The following is a 16686-nucleotide window of genomic DNA, read 5'->3' on the forward strand; positions in this document are numbered from 1 at the left end:
ATGGTGGCACGGACCGGTCACGGGTCGTCGCCCTCCCTCAGGTGTCGGTCCGATAACGGACGCGACTGCCCTTCTTATACACCCTTGACACCCCTAAAGGTCTAGGCCAAGCTCCGGGTACTGGTCTAAACCATTAAAGACCAGGTCCCAGCCCCACGAGCACTACCTGACGTATGTCTTCGCGCGGTGGGCAGGGGTTGCAGGCATCCCTGAGGAGGGTGGCGTGAAGCGCAAGCTCATCGCGGCGATCGGCGTCGCAGGCATGATGGTCTCTATCGCTGCGTGTGGTTCCGACAGTGACAAGGGTAAGGACGGCGCCAAGGCGCCGGCCGGGGGCGACAAGACTCTGACCGTCTGGGTCATGGACGGTTCCGCGCCGGACGCGTGGATGGCCGAGGTGAACAAGGCCTTCGAGGCCAAGCACCCGGGCGTCAAGGTCAAGGTCGAGAAGCAGATCTGGAACGGCATCCAGGAGAAGGTCACCACCGCGCTCTCCGAGGACACCCCTCCGGACGTTCTGGAGCTCGGTAACACGCAGACCGCGGGCTACGCCGTGACCGGCGGCCTCGCCGACCTGTCCGGCGACAAGGCCACGCTGGGCTACGACGCCTGGAACAAGGGCATGGTCGCCTCCAACGAGCTGGACGGCAAGCTCTACTCGGCTCCGTGGTACGCCGCCAACCGTGTCGTCGTCTACGACAAGGCCGCCTTCAAGAAGGCCGGTGTCACCCCGCCCAAGACCCGCGCCGAGTGGGTCGACGGTCTGAAGAAGCTCAAGGCGTCCGACCCGAAGTCGCAGGCGATCTACCTGCCGGGTCAGTCCTGGTACGTCCTCGCCGGCCTCATCTGGGACGAGGGCAGCGACCTCGCGGTCAAGGACGGCGACAAGTGGAAGGGCAACCTGTCCTCCCCCGAGGCCGTCAACGCCATGAACTTCTACAAGGAGCTGGCGTCCTACTCCACCGCTCCGAAGGACAAGGACGAGGCGACCCCGCAGCAGTCCACCGACGTCGTCCCCAAGGGCGGCGTGGCGTCCTGGATCGGTCTCGGCTGGGAGGCCGGCGGCGCGATCGACGCCATGAAGAAGGCCGGCAAGACCGCCGACTTCGGTTACTTCCCGATCCCGGGCAAGACGGCCGACAAGCCGGGCTCCGTCTTCCTCGGTGGCTCGAACCTCGCCATCGCCGAGCGCTCCAAGAACAAGGACCTCGCGAAGGAGTGGCTGGCGCTCGCCGCCGGCAAGGAGTACATGACGAAGTACGCCACCGCCACCGAGGGCGCGCTGCTTCCGAACACCGACGCCGCGCAGTTCAAGCCGGCCGCCGGCTCCTTCGCCGAGGCCATGGCCGCCTCCTCCGCCTCCGGCAAGGTCACCCCGGTGACCCCGGGCTGGGCGAACGTAGAGACCGCCCCGAACCCGATCAAGGACTTCATGACCAAGGTCCTGAAGGGTGAGGACGCCAAGAAGGCCGGCGAGGCGGCCGACAAGGTCATCAACGAGCGCATCAACCAGCAGTAATCAGCAGCACCAGCAGTAATCCGTAGCCCGGTGGTGCGGCCGGTCACGCACCGGCCGCACCATCGGCGCTTCACGAGTGATCAGCGGCCCGCTCCCCCGGGCCGCGCCCCGGTGGGCGCGGGAGCCCCAGAACCGCGAGGAATAAGACCATGACCGTGGACTCCCAGGGGACGGCGACCGCCGATCCTCAGGACGCGCCCGGGAGGGCGGCAGGGAAGTCTCAGACTCCGCCACCCCCTTCGGGCCCGAAGGAAGTCCTTAAGCCTTCGCGCGGCAGACGTTCCCTGCCCAGCGGGTGGCTGCCCTATCTGCTCGTCGCGCCGGCCCTGCTGTCCATGGCGGTGCTGCTGCTCTACCCGCTGATCCGCAATGTGATCCTCTCCTTCCAGGAGCTCAACCGGAAGGAGTTCATCACCCGCGAGACCGTCTGGACCGGCTTCGACAACTACACCGAGCTCCTCGGCGACCCCGACTTCTGGACCGTCGTCGTCCGAAGCGTCGTCTTCACGGCCGTCAACGTCGCGCTCATCATGGCGATCGGCACGGGCGTGGGCCTGCTGCTCAACCGCCTGGGCAAGAAGATGCGACTGGTCCTCTCGCTGGCCCTGATGTTCGCCTGGGCCATGCCGATCGTCGCCTCCGTCACGGTCTTCCGCTGGCTCTTCGACGAGCAGTTCGGCGTCGTGAACTGGCTGATGCGCACCCTGGGCTTCGACGGCTACGAGCAGCACAACTGGTTCGAGACCGGGTTCTCCACCCTCGTCATCATCATGATCCTGCTGGTCTGGGGATCCATCCCGTTCGTCGCTCTCAACATGTACGCCGCCCTGACCACCATCGGGTCCGAGCTGTACGAGGCCGCGAGGATGGACGGCGCCAGTGGCTGGCGCACCTTCTGGGCCGTGGTCTTCCCGAACCTGAAGTCCTTCTTCATGATCACGACGTTCCTGGAGATCATCTGGATCTTCAAGGCGTTCGCCCAGGTCTACGCCATGAACCAGGGCGGCCCCGACCGCGGCTCCGAGACGCTCCCCGTCTTCGCCTACATCGAGGGCGTCGGCCAGTTCCACTACGGTGTCGCCGCCGCCATCTCCATCCTGACGATCGTGATGCTCATCGCGGTCATGTCCTTCTACTTCCGCCTGATCCTGAAGGAGGAGGAGGAGCTGTGAGCGCCACCACCGAGACTCCGCAGAAGCTGCGCACCAGGAGGCCGCTCACGGTCGGCGTGGTCGCCAAGAACCTCACCGCCCTCGTCCTCGCGGTCGTGTTCGTCTTCCCCGTGTACTGGATGTTCTCGTCCTCGCTGAAGCCGCAGCACGAGATCATGACGAAGGACCCCGTCTTCGTCTTCACGCCGACGCTCGAGAACTACTCGACCGCGACCGGGGTGGACCTGTTCTGGACGTACGTCACCAACAGCCTCATGGTCACCATCGGTGCCGTGGTGCTCGCCCTTCTCGTCGCGCTGGCCGCGAGCTTCGCGATCGCCCGGATGAAGTTCAAGGGGCGCAAGGGCATCGTCCTCATCGTGATGATGGCGCAGATGGCCCCCTGGGAGGTCATGGTCATCGCGATGTACATGATCTCCCGTGAGAACGACATGCTGAACAGCATTCCGATGCTCACGCTCATCTACTTCGTCATGGTCCTCCCCTTCACGATCTGGACCCTGCGCGGCTTCATCGCCGCCGTCCCGGTCGAGTTGGAGGAGGCCGCGCAGATCGACGGCTGCACCCGGGGCCAGGCGTTCCGCAAGGTGATCTTCCCGCTGCTCGCCCCCGGCCTGATGTCGACCTCGCTCTTCGGCTTCATCACCGCCTGGAACGAGTTCGCCATGATCCTCATGCTGAACAAGGACAAGGAGTCGCAGACGCTGACGCTCTGGCTGACCCAGTTCCAGACCGCGTTCGGCAGCGACTGGGGCGCCACCATGGCCGCCTCGACGCTCTTCGCACTTCCCGTGCTCGTCGTCTTCCTCTTCCTCCAGCGCAAGGCCGTCGGCGGCATGACCGCCGGCGCGGTGAAGGGATAAGGGCTCCCCATGACCACACTCGTACACGGCACGGACACCCTGACCCGTGACGCGCTCACGGTGCTCCAGCCCGGCTTCGTCGGCACCACCGCGCCCGACTGGCTGCTCCGCCGCATCGGCGAGGGCCTGTCGTCCGTCGGCCTGTTCGGCCGGAACATCGTCAGCCCCGAGCAGCTCGCCGCGCTCACCGCGCAGCTGCGGGCCGAGCGGGACGACGTCCTCGTCGCCATCGACGAGGAGGGCGGCGACGTCACCCGCCTGGAGGTCAAGCAGGGCTCCTCGTTCCCCGGCAACTACGCCCTCGGCAGCGTCGACGACGTCGAGCTCACCCGGGCCGTGGCCCGTGAACTCGGCCGCCGGCTCGCGGCCTGCGGCGTCGACCTCAACTGGGCGCCGTCCGCCGACGTCAACTCCAACGCCGAGAACCCGGTCATCGGCGTCCGGTCCTTCGGGCCGGACCCGGACCTGGTCGCCCGGCACACCGTGGCGTACGTCGACGGCCTGCAGGGCGTCGGGGTCGCGGCCTGCACCAAGCACTTCCCCGGACACGGCGACACGAACGTGGACTCCCACGACGCGCTGCCCCGGATCGATGTGGACCTCGCCACACTGCACGCCCGTGAGCTGGTGCCTTTCCGCGCGGCCGTCGCCGCGGGTACCAAGGCGGTCATGAGCGCGCATATTCTTCTCTCCGCGCTCGACCCCCACCGTCCGGCCACCCTGAGCCCGCAGATCCTCACCGGTCTGCTGCGCCAGGAGCTGGGCTTCGAGGGGCTGATCGTCACCGACGGCATGGAGATGCAGGCCGTCGCGGCGACGTACGGCATCGAGCGTGGATCCGTCCTCGCCATCGCCGCGGGCGCCGACGCCATCTGCGTCGGCGGCGGGCTGTGCGACGAGGACACGGTGCTGCAGCTGCGCGACGCGCTCGTCACTGCGGTACGGACCGGTGAACTGCCCGAGGAGCGGCTGGCCGACGCCGCGGCGCGCGTGCGCGCCCTGGCGTCCTGGACCCAGGCGCACCGGGCCAGGGGGGCTGAATCGGTGTCGGGCGCGGCAGTGCAGGAGGGGACCGCGCCCGGCGCCGACATCGGACTCGTGGCCGCCCGCCGGGCTCTGAAGGTGACCCGGGGGGAGCGGCCGTACACCCCGATGAGCAGCGCCCCCTATGTCGCCTCCTTCACCCCCGTCGCGAACTTCGCGGTCGGCGACGAGACCCCCTGGGGCATCGCCGCCGAGCTGGAGCGGCTGCTGCCCGGCACGGAGACCGGCTCGTACGCCGACTCCTCCGTGGACGCCCTCCTCGCCGCCGCGGGCGAGCGGCGGATCGTGGCGGTCGTACGCGACGCCCACCGGCACGCGTGGATGACCGAGGCCCTGGACGCCCTGGTCGCGGCCCGCCCGGACACCGTCGTGGTCGAGATGGGCCTCAACGAGGCGGAGCCCCGCGGGGCCCTGCACATCGCCACGCACGGCGCGGCCCGGGTCTGCGGCCGCGCGGCCGCCGAGGCCGTCGCCGGAACCGGCGCCTGACGGGACGTACGCGAAGGGGCCCGGCACCTGAACAGGTGCCGGGCCCCTTCGTCGTGCGCGGGGAGTCCGGGCTGCTCAGATGCCCTGCCAGGCGGGCTTGTTCGCGAAGGTGTGACGGAAGTAGTCCGCGAGCTTCAGCTTGGAGGCGGCGGCCTCGTCCACCACGACCGTGGCGTGCGGGTGCAGCTGCAGCGCGGAGGCCGGCACGAGGGCCGCCACCGGTCCCTCGACGGTCTGCGCCACGGCCTCGGCCTTGCCCTCGCCGGTGGCGAGCAGCACCAGGTGACGGGCCTCCAGGATGGTGCCGATGCCCTGGGTGATGACGTGGTGCGGCACCTGCTCGATGTCGTTGTCGAAGAAGCGGGCGTTGTCCACGCGGGTCTGCTCGGTGAGCGTCTTGATCCGGGTGCGGGAGGCGAGCGAGGAGCACGGCTCGTTGAAGCCGATGTGCCCGTCGGTGCCGATGCCGAGGATCTGCAGGTCCACGCCACCGGCCTTGGAGAGCGCCGTGTCGTACGCCTCGCAGGCCGCCAGGACGTCCTCGGCGGAGCCGTCGGGGCCCATGAAGGCCTCCTGGGAGAGCCCGAGCGGCTCGACGACCTGGCGGAGCACGGTGGAGCGGTACGACTCGGGGTGGCCCGAGGGCAGTCCCACGTACTCGTCCAGCTGGGCGATCCGGGCCCGTGAGGCGTCCACGGAACCGGCCTTGACCTGGGCGATCAGGGCGTCGTAGATGGGCAGCGGAGTCGAGCCGGTGGCCACGCCGAGCAGCGCGTCGGGCTTGCGGCGCAGGAGGTCGGCGATGCCGTCCGCGATGAGCTCGCCGCCCGCCTTGGCGTCCTTGACGATGACAACTTCCACGCTGTGCCTGCCGATCTGGTGAGGGGCTGGTGAGGAGCCATGTGGTATAGACCAATCAAAGCCAAATCTAGCAGAGGAGGGGCCTTCCCCTCATGCCGTTCCGCCCCCCGGACGCCCCCGCCGCCTCCATCGTCGGCCGCCCCTGCCCCACCAGCCACTCGAACCTCTGACCCCTCCAGTTCAGGCCAGTGAGCCCCCCGTCGCGTCGATCCACTGCCCGGTCACCCAGCGCCCGTCGTGCGAGACCAGGAAGGCCACCACGTCGGCTATGTCCTCCGGGGTGCCGACCTTGCCCAACGCCGACATCGCCGCCGCTCCCGCCCAGGCCTCGTCGTTCCCCCGCAGCCAGCCGGCGTTGATGTCGGTGTCCACGATGCCCGGCGCCACCGCGTTGACCGTGATCCCGCGCGAGCCCAGCACCTTCGACAGATAGCGGGTGAACACGTCGAGCGCGCCCTTCGACATCGCGTATGCCATCAGGTCCGGCATCACCGCCGCGTGCGAGAGGCCCGTCGAGACGTTCACGATCCGGCCCCCGTCGCGCAGCCGCTCCGCGCCCAGCCGGGCGAGGAAGAACGGCGCCCTGGTGTTGACGGCGAAGATCCGCTCGTACTCCTCCGCGCCGATCGTCGCGAACGGTGCGGAGGCCCCGATCCCCGCGTTGTTCACCAGGATGTCCAGGCCGTCGGCGTGGGCGTCGAACGCGGCCCACAGCGCCTCCGCGTCCCCCGGGACCCCCAGCTCCTGCCCGATCGCGAAGGCCTCGCCACCGGCGGCCTCGATCGCCGCGACCGTCTCCTTCGCCGCCGCCTCGTTGCTCCCGTAGTGCACCGCGACCCGCGCGCCGTCCCGGCCGAGCCGCTCGGCGATCCCGCGGCCGATGCCCCGGCTGCCACCCGTCACCAGTGCGGTCTTCCCGGCCAGCCTCCCGGCCCGCTGCTCCGTGGTCCTGCTGTCGAGCACGCCCATGGCGACGCCCCCCTCATTTCTGTAGCGGTCGTTATGGAAAGACCGTACCCCACTTCCGTAGCACCCGCTATAGAATTCACTCCATGGTGACGACACAGCGTGGCCGCCCCCGCTCCTTCGACCGGCTCACGGCTCTGGAGAAGGCCACGATGGCCTTCTGGGAGCACGGCTACGAGACGACCTCCGTCGCCGACCTCACCCGCGCCATGGGCATCAGCGCCCCCAGCCTCTACGCGGCCTTCGGTGACAAGAAGACGCTGTTCGAGGAGGTCGTCGAGGCGTACGCCGGCTCGTACGGCGCGTACGGCGGCCGGGCCTTCGCGGAGGAGGCGACCGCCCGCGGCGCCATCGGCCGGGTCCTGAGCGAGGCCGCCGAGCTCTTCACGGAGCCCGGCCACCCCCGCGGCTGCCTGATGATCTCCGCCGCGATCAACTGCTCGACCCCCGAGGTCGAGGAGGCCCTGCGGGAGCGCAGGAACCACAACCTGGCCTCCTTCGAGACCCGGATACGCCAGGACATCGCCTCCGGGGAGCTGCCCGCCGACACCGACGCCCGGGCCCTCGCCCGCTTCAGCGGTGCCGTTCTCCAGGGGCTGTCCCAGCAGGCCCGCGACGGGGCGACCAAGGAGGAGCTGGCGGCCGTCGCGGCGACGGCGATGCTGGCCTGGCCGCCGCGGCGGCCGGAACGGGAGCAGAGGTAGCTGCCGGCCCGGCCGCCGCGGCGCGCGGAACGGGAGCAGAGGTGAGAGGCCCGGTTCCGCTGCCGGGCGGCCCCGGAAACACCCGCGGGCCGCGGCGCCCGGCGGGACCCTCAGCCCGCCCGGCACCGCAGCCCGGAGTTTTGCTCCGGCCGGGGGTGTGCGGTCCCTCGGCCGTGTGGGAGGTCTCGACGCAGTCAGGGCAGAGAGCGTCGGGTACCTCGTTCCATCCTCCTGTGCGGGGAGGATGGAGGTCTATCGCATTCATTGTGGACTAGACCATTCTTGTCTGTCCATCCACGGGAACGCGGTCCTTCCTGGCCCATCCTCCAGTACGGAGCGCCGGAGATCCAGGTTCACCGCCCCTTTATTCCGCGGGTACGCTCGCACCGTGCCCTCCATGAACGACCTCGTGCGCCAGCACACCGCCCTGAGCGACTCGGACCTCGAGTGGCTCCACCTGCTGGTGTCGGAGTGGCAGCTGCTCTCCGACCTCTCCTTCGCCGACCTCGTCCTCTGGGTCCCGACCCTCGACGGGACGCGGTACGTCTCCGTCGCGCAGATGCGGCCGAACACCGGCCCCACCTCCTACCAGGACGACATGGTCGGCCATCTCGTGCCGCGCGGCCGCCGCCCGCTGCTCGACGCCGCGCTCGACGAGGGCAGGATCGTCCGCGAGGGCGACCCGGAGTGGCGCGAGGAGGTCCCGGTACGGGTCGAGTCCATCCCCGTCCGCCGCGAGGGCCGGGTTCTCGGCGTCATCGCCCGCAACACCAACCTGCTGACCGTCCGCACCCCCTCCCGTCTGGAGCTCACCTACCTCCAGTCGGCCTCCGACCTCGCCCAGATGATCGCGGCCGGGACCTTCCCCTTCCCCGGCGAGCAGGTCGACATGGACTCCTCGCCCCGAGCCGGCGACGGACTCGTCCGCCTCGACGCCGAGGGCATCGTCCAGTACGCCTCGCCCAACGCCCTCTCCGCGTACCACCGGCTCGGCCTCGCCGCCGACCTCGTCGGCCAGCACCTCGGCCAGATCACCGCCGAACTCGCCCCCTCCCGCGGACCGGTGGACGAAGCCCTGGTCACGCTGGCCTCCGGCTACGCGCCGCGCGAGTTCGAGGTCGAGGGGAACAGCGGTGTGATCCAGCTCCGGGCCATCCCGCTCAAGCCGAAGGGCACCCGTATCGGTTCGCTCGTGCTGCTCCGGGACGTCACCGAACTGCGCCGCCGCGAGCGCGAGTTGATCACCAAGGACGCCACCATCCGGGAGATCCACCACCGGGTGAAGAACAACCTCCAGACGGTGGCCGCCCTGTTGCGCCTCCAGGCCCGCCGGATGGACTCCGAGGGCGGCCGCGAGGCCCTCAACGAGGCCGTGCGGCGCGTCGGTTCGATCGCGATCGTCCATGAGACGCTGTCCCAGAACCTGGACGAACGGGTGGAGTTCGACGAGATCGCCGACCGCGTGATCGCGATGGTCGCCGAGATCTCCCCGGGCCGGGTGACCTGCCGGCGCAACGGCCGCTTCGGCATTCTCGACGCCGAGGTCGCGACCCCGCTCTCGATGGTCCTCACCGAGATCCTCCAGAACGCCCTGGAGCACGCGTTCGCACAGGGCGACGAGGGCGCCGTCGAGGTCACCGCCGTACGGGGCGAGCCCAGGCCCGAGGCCCGGCTCCTGATCACGGTCCAGGACGACGGCCGCGGTCTGCCCGAGGGATTCGACCCGCAGCGGGCCGGCAACCTGGGTCTGCAGATCGTACGGACCCTGGTGGAAGGGGAGTTGGGCGGATCCTTCGACATGCTGCCGGGCGCCGAGCGCGGTACGAAGGTGGTCCTCGACATCCCCGTACAGCCGCAGAAGTAGCAGCCGCAGAAGTAACGGCCGCAGAAATACCGGCCGTAGAAGCGACAGTCGTAGAAGCGCCGGCCGCGGACACAGCAGCGAGCCCCGGACCGAAGAAGTCGGTCCGGGGCTCGAATGCTGTGGGTTACTGCTGCGCGCTGCGGCTCAAGGGCGGTGATTGCATACGCGATGTATGCGCCGCTCGCCTCAGGCTGTCGGTGGGCGTCAGGCGCTGGCGTTACGCGCCCGGTTGCGAGCGGCACGGCGCTTCATCGCGCGGCGCTCGTCCTCGCTGAGGCCACCCCAGACGCCGGAGTCCTGGCCGGACTCGAGCGCCCACTGCAGGCACTGCTCCATGACGGGGCAGCGGCGGCAGACGGCCTTGGCTTCCTCGATCTGCAGCAGCGCAGGACCGGTGTTGCCGATGGGGAAGAACAGCTCGGGGTCTTCCTCACGACAAACGGCGTTGTGACGCCAGTCCATGGCTGCTACCTCTCTAGGGTGTTACAAGCTGGTTGCTTGTGAATGTGAACGCTTTCACGAATCCCCCCGCAAGGGAAGGGCCGACTGCCAGATGAACTGGTGTGGTCCTAAGACTGAGGAGGGGTTCTGGCTCTCAGTGGAGGCCGGTGTTGCGGGCCGTCCCGATCGCCAAGAAGAGACTCCCAAACCCCAGCAACGGATACAACCCCTTCCGGAAAGTTTTTTTTGATTCCTCGGTGTCGGCTAGGTCACAGCCGTACTTCTAAGGGGTGGATGCGCGCCTAAACGTTCGAGTGAAAGGACTTTGGGCCCTTCCACTCACACAATCACACGCAGTGCACGGCGTACGCCTGTGAACGTCACGCTCGTACGCAGTCCCAGGTGGTCTCCGTCCATCTGCAGGGGGAGGGGAACCTTGGAATGCAAGGTGAAGTCGGTCAGGTCGTGCAGAGTTACCGCGTGCTTGCCGCGCGGCCCTCGTTCCGGGGTCGAGGTGAGCAGCTGGGTGGCGTACCGGGCCACCGCCGGGGTGGAGAGACGGCGCAGTCCGAGGACGTCCAGCGCGGTTTCGAAGGAGGCCTCCGGGGACGCGTACACCGGGCGATTGCCCAGGTAGGTCCAGGGGGAGGTGTTGCAGATTATGGAGAGGACCAGGTCCTCGACCGGCTCGGCGCCGGGGCGCTCCAGGGTGATCGTGCCGTGCCGGCGGTTCGGTTCCTCCAGGAACTGGCGCACCACCTGGCGCAGATAAAGGGCGTGGGTGGATCTCTTCCCGCGCTCCCGCTGCTGTTCGACCCGGCCGATGACACTCGCGTCGAAACCGAGACCGGCGCAGAAGGTGAACCAGCGGGACGGGACGGACTCGTCCTCCGTGCCCGGCGTTCCCGAGGCGAGACCGAGGCTCACTGTGCGTGCCCGCCGCTCACGCAACGCGTCGAGCAGGGCGCCGGTCGCCTCCACGGCGTCGTTCGGCAGTCCGAGGGCGCGGGCGAACACGTTCGTCGATCCGCCGGGGACGACCGCGAGGCCCGGGAGCCGGTCGGGGTCGGGCCCGCCGTGCAGCAGTCCGTTGACGACCTCGTTCACCGTGCCGTCGCCGCCGAGGGCCACGACCAGGTCGATGGTGCCGGAGTCCGCGGCCCGTCGGCCGAGGTCCCGCGCGTGCCCGCGGTACTCGGTGGTGACCGCCTCCAGCTTCATCTCGCTCGCGAGCGCGTGGATGAGCACGTCACGGGTGCGGGCACTGGTGGTGGTGGCTGCCGGGTTGACCACGAGAAGTGCGCGCATGAGCGCCAGGGTACCTACCCGGCGGTACCGGGCCCAGTCCAGCCCGATCCCTGGACGTATCCGCCCGGCCCCGGGCAAGCGTGACCGCCCGCCGCCGGCGCCGTACCCTCCCGGCCCCGGCGACTGCTCCCGCACGGCTCGGGCCCCTGTCCGTCCGGGCTCGGCCGCCGTCCCTCGGCTGTCCGTCCGGGCTCGGTCGTCGTCCCTCGGCCGGCTTCGCGTAGCGGGCACTCGCCCGGCTTCGGCCGGGCCGGCCGGCCCCCGCTACCCTGCCCTGTATGAGCAGTCCCGCTGAGAGCAGCACGGAGCAGACCCCCCGCCCCGCCCGACTCGCCGCCGCGGCGGCCGTGGCCGGTGTCGAGGCCCTCGGCCTCTTCGTCGGGGGTGTCTACATGCTGGTGCACGCGCTGGCCGGGACGTCCGAGGACCTCACCGGCGCCGCGACGGGCGCCGTGACGCTCGTCGCACTCGGACTCATCCCGCTCGCCGCCGCCCGTGGCCTGTGGATGCGCCGTTCCTGGAGCCGCGGTCCGGCCGTGATCACCCAGATCCTGGCCCTGCCGGTCGCCTGGCAGATGCTCCAGGCGAACAGCGTGATGATCCCGGCCGGCGTCGTCCTCGGCGTCCTGGCCGTCACCGGGCTCGTCCTCCTGGTGAACCCGGCCACGACCGAGGCGCTCGGCATCCGGCGCCCCGGTCAGGAAAGCTGACGAGGGTTACTCCTCGACCAGGAGCTTCTCCCGCAGCTGCGCCAGGGTCCGAGCCAGCAGCCGGGAGACGTGCATCTGCGAGATGCCGACCTCCTGCGCGATCTGCGACTGGGTCATGTTCCCGAAGAAGCGAAGCAGCAGGATCCGCTTCTCCCGGGGCGGCAGGTCCTCGAGCAGCGGCTTGAGCGACTCGCGGTACTCGACCCCCTCCAGGGCCTCGTCCTCCGCGCCGAGCGTGTCCGCCACCGCGGGCGACTCGTCGTCCGTGTCGGGGACGTCCAGGGAGAGCGTCGAGTAGGCGTTCGCCGACTCCAGACCCTCCAGGACCTCCTCCTCCGAGATCCCGAGCCGCTCGGCCAGCTCGTGCACGGTCGGCGAGCGGCCGTGCTGCTGGGAGAGCTCCGCCGTCGCCGTGGTCAGCGAGAGCCGCAGCTCCTGGAGCCGGCGCGGCACCCGGACCGCCCAGCCCTTGTCCCGGAAGTGGCGCTTGATCTCGCCGACGACCGTCGGGGTCGCGTACGTCGAGAACTCGACGCCGCGCTCCGGGTCGAACCGGTCCACCGACTTGATCAGACCGATGGTCGCGACCTGCGTCAGGTCGTCCAGCGGCTCGCCGCGGTTGCGGAAGCGCCGGGCCAGGTGCTCGACCAGCGGCAGGTGCATCCGCACCAGCTGGTTGCGCAGCTCGGCCTTCTCGGGGGAACCCTCCGGCAGCTCACGCAGCGTGACGAAGAGCTTCCGGGCGCCGCTCCGGTCGTGCGGGTCCGGAGTGACGGGGACGTCGGGGACGTCGTCGGACTCGTCTGCGTCCTCCGCCTTCTCCGCCTCGGCGACCGGCTCCGTGGCCGTCCCGGCGACGGCCTCGGTGGCCGGCTCCGCGGTCGCCGCCGCGGTCCCGCCCGCCTCGGAGGAGCCCTCCGCACGCGCGGGGCCCCGGGGGGCCTCGGAGACGCCTGGTGTCTCGGGAACCTCGTGGTGCTGCTCGTGCTCGCTCATCTGGTCCGCCTGCTCCGTAGCGACCTCATACGGCCGTGCCTGCTGCTCAGGGATGCCGGCCGTCGCGTCCCCGCGCCTCACGCCGGGCCTGGCCCCGCGCCGCGCTGTTTGTACAGGCTGATCGAGACCGTACGGTCATCGGCCACCGACGATTCCACCTTCCCGGCCAGTGCCGACAGCACCGTCCAGGCGAAGGTGTCCCGCTCGGGCGCCCGGCCGTCCGTGGTCGGGGCGGAGACGGTCACGTCGAGGGAGTCGTCGACCAGCCGGAAGACACAGCTGAGGACGGATCCCGGCACGGCCTGCTGGAGCAGGATGGCGCAGGCCTCGTCGACCGCGATCCGCAAGTCCTCGATCTCGTCGAGGGTGAAGTCCAAGCGCGCCGCGAGGCCGGCCGTGGCCGTACGCAGCACGGACAGATAGGCACCCGCAGCGGGCAGCCGGACTTCCACGAAGTCCTGGGTCCCGGGCTCGCCTGCGATCTGGGACACCCTCACCTCCAAGGTGGCACAAGCTCATTCGGGGCTCGGGGGGAGAGGCCCCCGAACCGGGCGGTACGCAGGGGGCTGCGCAGTCCGCCGTGACGCTATCGCGATCCGTCCCGCCGTGTCGCCGTGCACCCCTGCCCCCACCGGCCCCCGGTCGCCGGTCGTCACCCATGGTAGGCCCATGGGTGCGGACGGTGGGTAGGGGTCTGCGGGGGCCGGAAGCGAGCGACCGGCGGAGGGGTGACGTACCCAACCGTGGGGCGGGCGAATCGTCGAACGGCCGAATCGCCGGACGGTCGGACCATCGGCCCGGCCGCGGACTCAGACGATCGACCCGTCCACGAAGCACCAGCGCCAGGCCTCGCCCGGCTCGAAGGTCCGCATCACCGGGTGCCCCGTCGTGGAGAAGTGCCCCGTCGCGTGCTGCCCCGCCGACGAGTCGCAGCAGCCCACGTGCCCGCAGGTCAGACAGAGCCGCAGCTGGACCGGATGCGTGCCGTCCGCCAGGCACTCCGGGCAGGTGTCGGCCAGCGGCGCCGGTTCGGGGCGCGGCATTTCGGCAACGTGCGGGCACTCGCTCATGATGGCCAGGTTACGTTGCGGGACGAGACGGGGACGGGCATGGACGCTCTACAGCTGGTGGCACTCGTGGCGGCGAGCGCGGCGATCGCGGGGCTCGCCCGCAGGACCCCGGTGCCCGCGCCGCTCCTCCTGGTCGCCGCCGGTCTCGCCGCCGCCTACGTCCCCGGAGTGCCGGACTACACGCTCGACCCGCACATCGTGCTGCCGCTGATCCTGCCCCCGCTCCTCTACACGGCGGCCGTCGACTCCTCGTACCTCGACCTGCGGGCCAACATCCGGCCCGTCGCCCTGCTCTCCGTCGGGTACGTCCTCTTCGCCACCGTGGCCGTGGGCTGGCTCGCGTACGTCCTCGTGCCCGATCTGCCGCTCACCGCCGCCCTGGTGCTCGGCGCGGTCGTCGCCCCGCCGGACGCGGTCGCCGCCACCGCCATCGCCCGCAAGCTCGGCCTGCCGAACCGGATCACCACGATCCTCCAGGGCGAGTCCCTGGTGAACGACGCCACCGCCATCACCGCGTACAAGGTCGCCCTCGCGGCGGCCGTCGGCGAGGGCCTGAGCTGGGCCGGCGGCCTCGGGGAGTTCGCGCTCGCGGCCCTCGGCGGCATCGGCGTCGGCCTGGTCCTCATGGTCCCCATCCACTGGCTGCGCCGGGGCCTCGGCGACTCCCTCCTGCAGAACACGCTCTCCCTCCTCATCCCCTTCGTCGCCTACGCGGCGGCCGAGGAGGTCCACGCCTCCGGCGTCCTCGCCGTCGTCGTGGTCGGCCTCTTCCTGGGCCACCGCGCCTGGCAGGTCGACTTCGCGACCCGCCTCCAGGAGGAGGCCGTCTGGAAGATGGTCGCCTTCGTCCTGGAGTCCGCCGTCTTCGCCCTGATCGGCCTTCAGCTGCCGTACGTCGTCCAGGAACTCGGGCCGTACGGGATCGGCGAGGCGGCCTGGTACGCGGTCGGGGTGTTCGTCGCGGTGGTCGTGGTCCGGTTCGTCTGGGTCTATCCCGCGACCTTCCTGCCCCGGCTCTCCGCCCGGGTCCGGGAACGGGAGCCGGAGGTGGACTGGAGGGCCCCGCTCGTCGTCGGCTGGGCCGGCATGCGCGGGGTGGTCTCGCTCGCCATCGCCTTCTCCATCCCCGTGGTCACGGACGGCGTGGAGTTCCCGGCCCGCAACCTCGTCCTCTTCCTCACCTTCACCACCGTCATCGGCACCCTGGTCGTGCAGGGCCTCACCCTGCCGCCCCTCATCCGCTTCCTGAAGCTTCCCGGAAAGGACCGGTACGCCGAGACCCTGGCCGAGGCACAGGCCCAGAGCGAGGCCTCGCAGGCTGCCGAGGAGCGCCTCGACGCGCTGCTCGCCGACGAGCGCAACGCCCTGCCGAAGCCCCTCGCCGACCGGCTCCGCACGGTCCTGGAACGACGCCGCAACGCGGTCTGGGAGCGGCTCGGTGCCGTCAACGCGGTCACCGGGGAGACCGCCGACGACACCTACCGGCGCCTGTCGCGCGAGATGATCGACGCCGAGCGCGAGGTCTTCGTGCAGCTGCGCGACGCCCGGCGGATCGACGACGAGATGATGCGGACGCTGCTCCGCCGCCTCGACCTGGAGGAGGCGGCGGCCTACCGCGAGGAGACCGCGGGCTGAGCCCCCGCCGTCCTGCCGGGTCTAGCTCTTCTGCGGGGCCCCGCCGTCCTGCCGGGCCTCGCCCCTCGGCTCGGCCCCGTCGTCCTGCCGAGGCGTGTCCGGGGCGCCCGTGACGACCGCCACGAGCCGGGTGCCCGCCGGGAACGCGCCCTCCTCCGCCAGGGCCGTGAGGCCGAGCAGCATTTTGGCCACATACAGCCGCTCGATGGCGAGTCCGTGCCGCGCCTCGAAGTCGCGTGCGAAGGCGTCCAGAGCCGGGGACACGCGCGCGTAGCCCCCGCCGTGGAAACGCTCGTCCAGGCTCCAGTCGCCGCGCGGACCGCCGAACGCCGCCTCCTGGAGGGCGCGTACCTCCCCGCCCAGGAAACCGCCCTTGAGGACCGGGACGCCCAGCGCCCTCCCCCTGCCTCCGGCGGGAGGCGCCCCCGGCCCCGGGGACAGGCCGGCCGCGAGACCCGCGAGGGTGCCGCCCGTGCCGCAGGCGACGGCGACCGTGTCCGCCACCCCGGCGAGCTCCCGGCCCAGCTCCACGCACCCCTGGACGGCGAGCGCGTTGCTGCCGCCCTCCGGGACCACGTACGCGCCCGCGGGGGCCTGTTCCAGGAGCATCGCGCGCGTGGCCGGGTCGTTCTTCGCGCGGTACGTGGCCCGGTCCACGAACACGAGCCGCATCCCGTCCGCCGCACACCGCGCGAGCGAGGGGTTGAGCGGCCGCCCGGCCAGCTCGTCGCCGCGCACGATCCCGACCGTGGGGAAACCGAGCAGCCGTCCGGCGGCCGCCACCGCGCGCAGGTGGTTGGAGTACGCGCCGCCGAAGGTCAGCACGGGACGGCCGCCCGCCGCCTCCAGGTTGAGCGCGAGCTTGCGCCACTTGTTGCCCGGCAGATCGGGATGGATGAGGTCCTCGCGCTTGAGCGACAGCGTGAGCCCGCGCCGGGTGAAGCGCTCGTCCTCCACCGGCTCCAGGGGCGAGGGGAGCCGGGGCCGCAGGCGGGAGAGGTCGAACGCGTTCACCCGGCCATTGTCCGGGTGCCGGGCCGTGGT

General features: G+C 70.7%; 16 protein-coding genes. 8 read left to right on the top strand and 8 right to left on the bottom strand.

Annotation, left to right across the window (positions count from 1 at the left end; all coding sequences use genetic code 11):
- Nucleotides 1–223 precede the first annotated feature (223 nt).
- From E0F75_RS11735 to E0F75_RS11750, 4 genes are all read left to right on the top strand, one after another.
- Entirely contained in the window at nucleotides 224–1519 is a 1296-nt protein-coding gene (locus E0F75_RS11735) for an extracellular solute-binding protein (RefSeq protein WP_187622450.1), read from the top strand.
- A 149-nt stretch (nucleotides 1520–1668) separates the two neighbouring features.
- The gene (locus E0F75_RS11740) at nucleotides 1669–2691 is read left to right on the top strand and encodes a carbohydrate ABC transporter permease (RefSeq protein ID WP_187622451.1); all 1023 of its coding nucleotides are present in this window, start codon (nucleotides 1669–1671) and stop codon (nucleotides 2689–2691) included.
- Nucleotides 2692–2717: 26 nt separating this feature from the next.
- Entirely contained in the window at nucleotides 2718–3554 is an 837-nt protein-coding gene (locus tag E0F75_RS11745) for a carbohydrate ABC transporter permease (protein WP_187622575.1), read from the top strand.
- A gap of 9 nt (nucleotides 3555–3563) precedes the next feature.
- Nucleotides 3564–5087, top strand: a complete 1524-nt coding sequence (locus E0F75_RS11750) for a glycoside hydrolase family 3 protein (protein WP_187622452.1) — start codon at nucleotides 3564–3566, stop codon at nucleotides 5085–5087.
- 75 nt (nucleotides 5088–5162) lie between these two features.
- Here E0F75_RS11750 and nagB read toward each other — a convergent pair whose 3' ends face one another.
- Both nagB and E0F75_RS11760 read right to left on the bottom strand, forming a co-directional pair.
- Nucleotides 5163–5948 (bottom strand): glucosamine-6-phosphate deaminase, encoded by a 786-nt coding sequence (gene nagB, locus E0F75_RS11755; protein ID WP_187622453.1) that lies wholly within the window; start codon nucleotides 5946–5948, stop codon nucleotides 5163–5165.
- Between the two features lie 180 nt (nucleotides 5949–6128).
- Complete coding sequence (locus E0F75_RS11760; RefSeq protein ID WP_187622454.1) at nucleotides 6129–6917, bottom strand: SDR family oxidoreductase; 789 nt, start codon at nucleotides 6915–6917, stop codon at nucleotides 6129–6131.
- Nucleotides 6918–7000: 83 nt separating this feature from the next.
- Between E0F75_RS11760 and E0F75_RS11765 the strand changes: the two genes are divergently transcribed.
- Together E0F75_RS11765 and E0F75_RS11770 are read left to right on the top strand one after the other, a co-directional pair.
- Complete coding sequence (locus E0F75_RS11765; RefSeq protein ID WP_187622455.1) at nucleotides 7001–7618, top strand: TetR/AcrR family transcriptional regulator; 618 nt, start codon at nucleotides 7001–7003, stop codon at nucleotides 7616–7618.
- 397 nt (nucleotides 7619–8015) lie between these two features.
- On the top strand, nucleotides 8016–9482 hold the full coding sequence (locus E0F75_RS11770; RefSeq protein WP_187622456.1) for a sensor histidine kinase: 1467 nt from the start codon (nucleotides 8016–8018) through the stop codon (nucleotides 9480–9482).
- A 204-nt stretch (nucleotides 9483–9686) separates the two neighbouring features.
- Here E0F75_RS11770 and E0F75_RS11775 read toward each other — a convergent pair whose 3' ends face one another.
- A complete protein-coding gene (locus E0F75_RS11775; RefSeq protein WP_003953983.1) occupies nucleotides 9687–9944 on the bottom strand; it encodes a WhiB family transcriptional regulator in 258 nt (85 codons plus the stop codon).
- A gap of 318 nt (nucleotides 9945–10262) precedes the next feature.
- A complete protein-coding gene (locus tag E0F75_RS11780) occupies nucleotides 10263–11231 on the bottom strand; it encodes a diacylglycerol kinase family protein (protein ID WP_187622457.1) in 969 nt (322 codons plus the stop codon).
- Between the two features lie 278 nt (nucleotides 11232–11509).
- On the opposite strand from E0F75_RS11780, the gene E0F75_RS11785 reads away from it, so the two are divergent.
- The gene (locus tag E0F75_RS11785) at nucleotides 11510–11941 is read left to right on the top strand and encodes a hypothetical protein (RefSeq protein WP_187622458.1); all 432 of its coding nucleotides are present in this window, start codon (nucleotides 11510–11512) and stop codon (nucleotides 11939–11941) included.
- A gap of 6 nt (nucleotides 11942–11947) precedes the next feature.
- On the opposite strand, the gene E0F75_RS11790 is transcribed toward E0F75_RS11785, so the two are convergent.
- From E0F75_RS11790 to E0F75_RS11800, 3 genes are all read right to left on the bottom strand, one after another.
- Nucleotides 11948–13018, bottom strand: a complete 1071-nt coding sequence (locus E0F75_RS11790) for an RNA polymerase sigma factor SigF (RefSeq protein WP_187622459.1) — start codon at nucleotides 13016–13018, stop codon at nucleotides 11948–11950.
- The gene (locus E0F75_RS11795) at nucleotides 13015–13428 is read right to left on the bottom strand and encodes an anti-sigma regulatory factor (RefSeq protein ID WP_019889334.1); all 414 of its coding nucleotides are present in this window, start codon (nucleotides 13426–13428) and stop codon (nucleotides 13015–13017) included. The genes E0F75_RS11790 and E0F75_RS11795 overlap by 4 nt, the downstream gene beginning before the upstream one ends.
- Nucleotides 13429–13746: 318 nt before the next feature.
- Nucleotides 13747–14007, bottom strand: a complete 261-nt coding sequence (locus E0F75_RS11800) for a UBP-type zinc finger domain-containing protein (protein ID WP_187622460.1) — start codon at nucleotides 14005–14007, stop codon at nucleotides 13747–13749.
- Nucleotides 14008–14046: 39 nt separating this feature from the next.
- On the opposite strand from E0F75_RS11800, the gene E0F75_RS11805 reads away from it, so the two are divergent.
- Nucleotides 14047–15642 carry a Na+/H+ antiporter gene (locus E0F75_RS11805; protein ID WP_187622461.1) on the top strand — a complete coding sequence of 532 codons (1596 nt, stop codon included), beginning with the start codon at nucleotides 14047–14049 and terminating at the stop codon, nucleotides 15640–15642.
- Between the two features lie 21 nt (nucleotides 15643–15663).
- Here the strand turns inward: E0F75_RS11805 and E0F75_RS11810 are convergent, their stop codons facing one another.
- On the bottom strand, nucleotides 15664–16656 hold the full coding sequence (locus tag E0F75_RS11810; protein WP_187622462.1) for a 1-aminocyclopropane-1-carboxylate deaminase/D-cysteine desulfhydrase: 993 nt from the start codon (nucleotides 16654–16656) through the stop codon (nucleotides 15664–15666).
- Nucleotides 16657–16686: the final 30 nt, after the last annotated feature.

This window comes from Streptomyces sp. CB02980, from assembly GCF_014451325.2.
GTDB lineage: Bacteria > Actinomycetota > Actinomycetes > Streptomycetales > Streptomycetaceae > Streptomyces.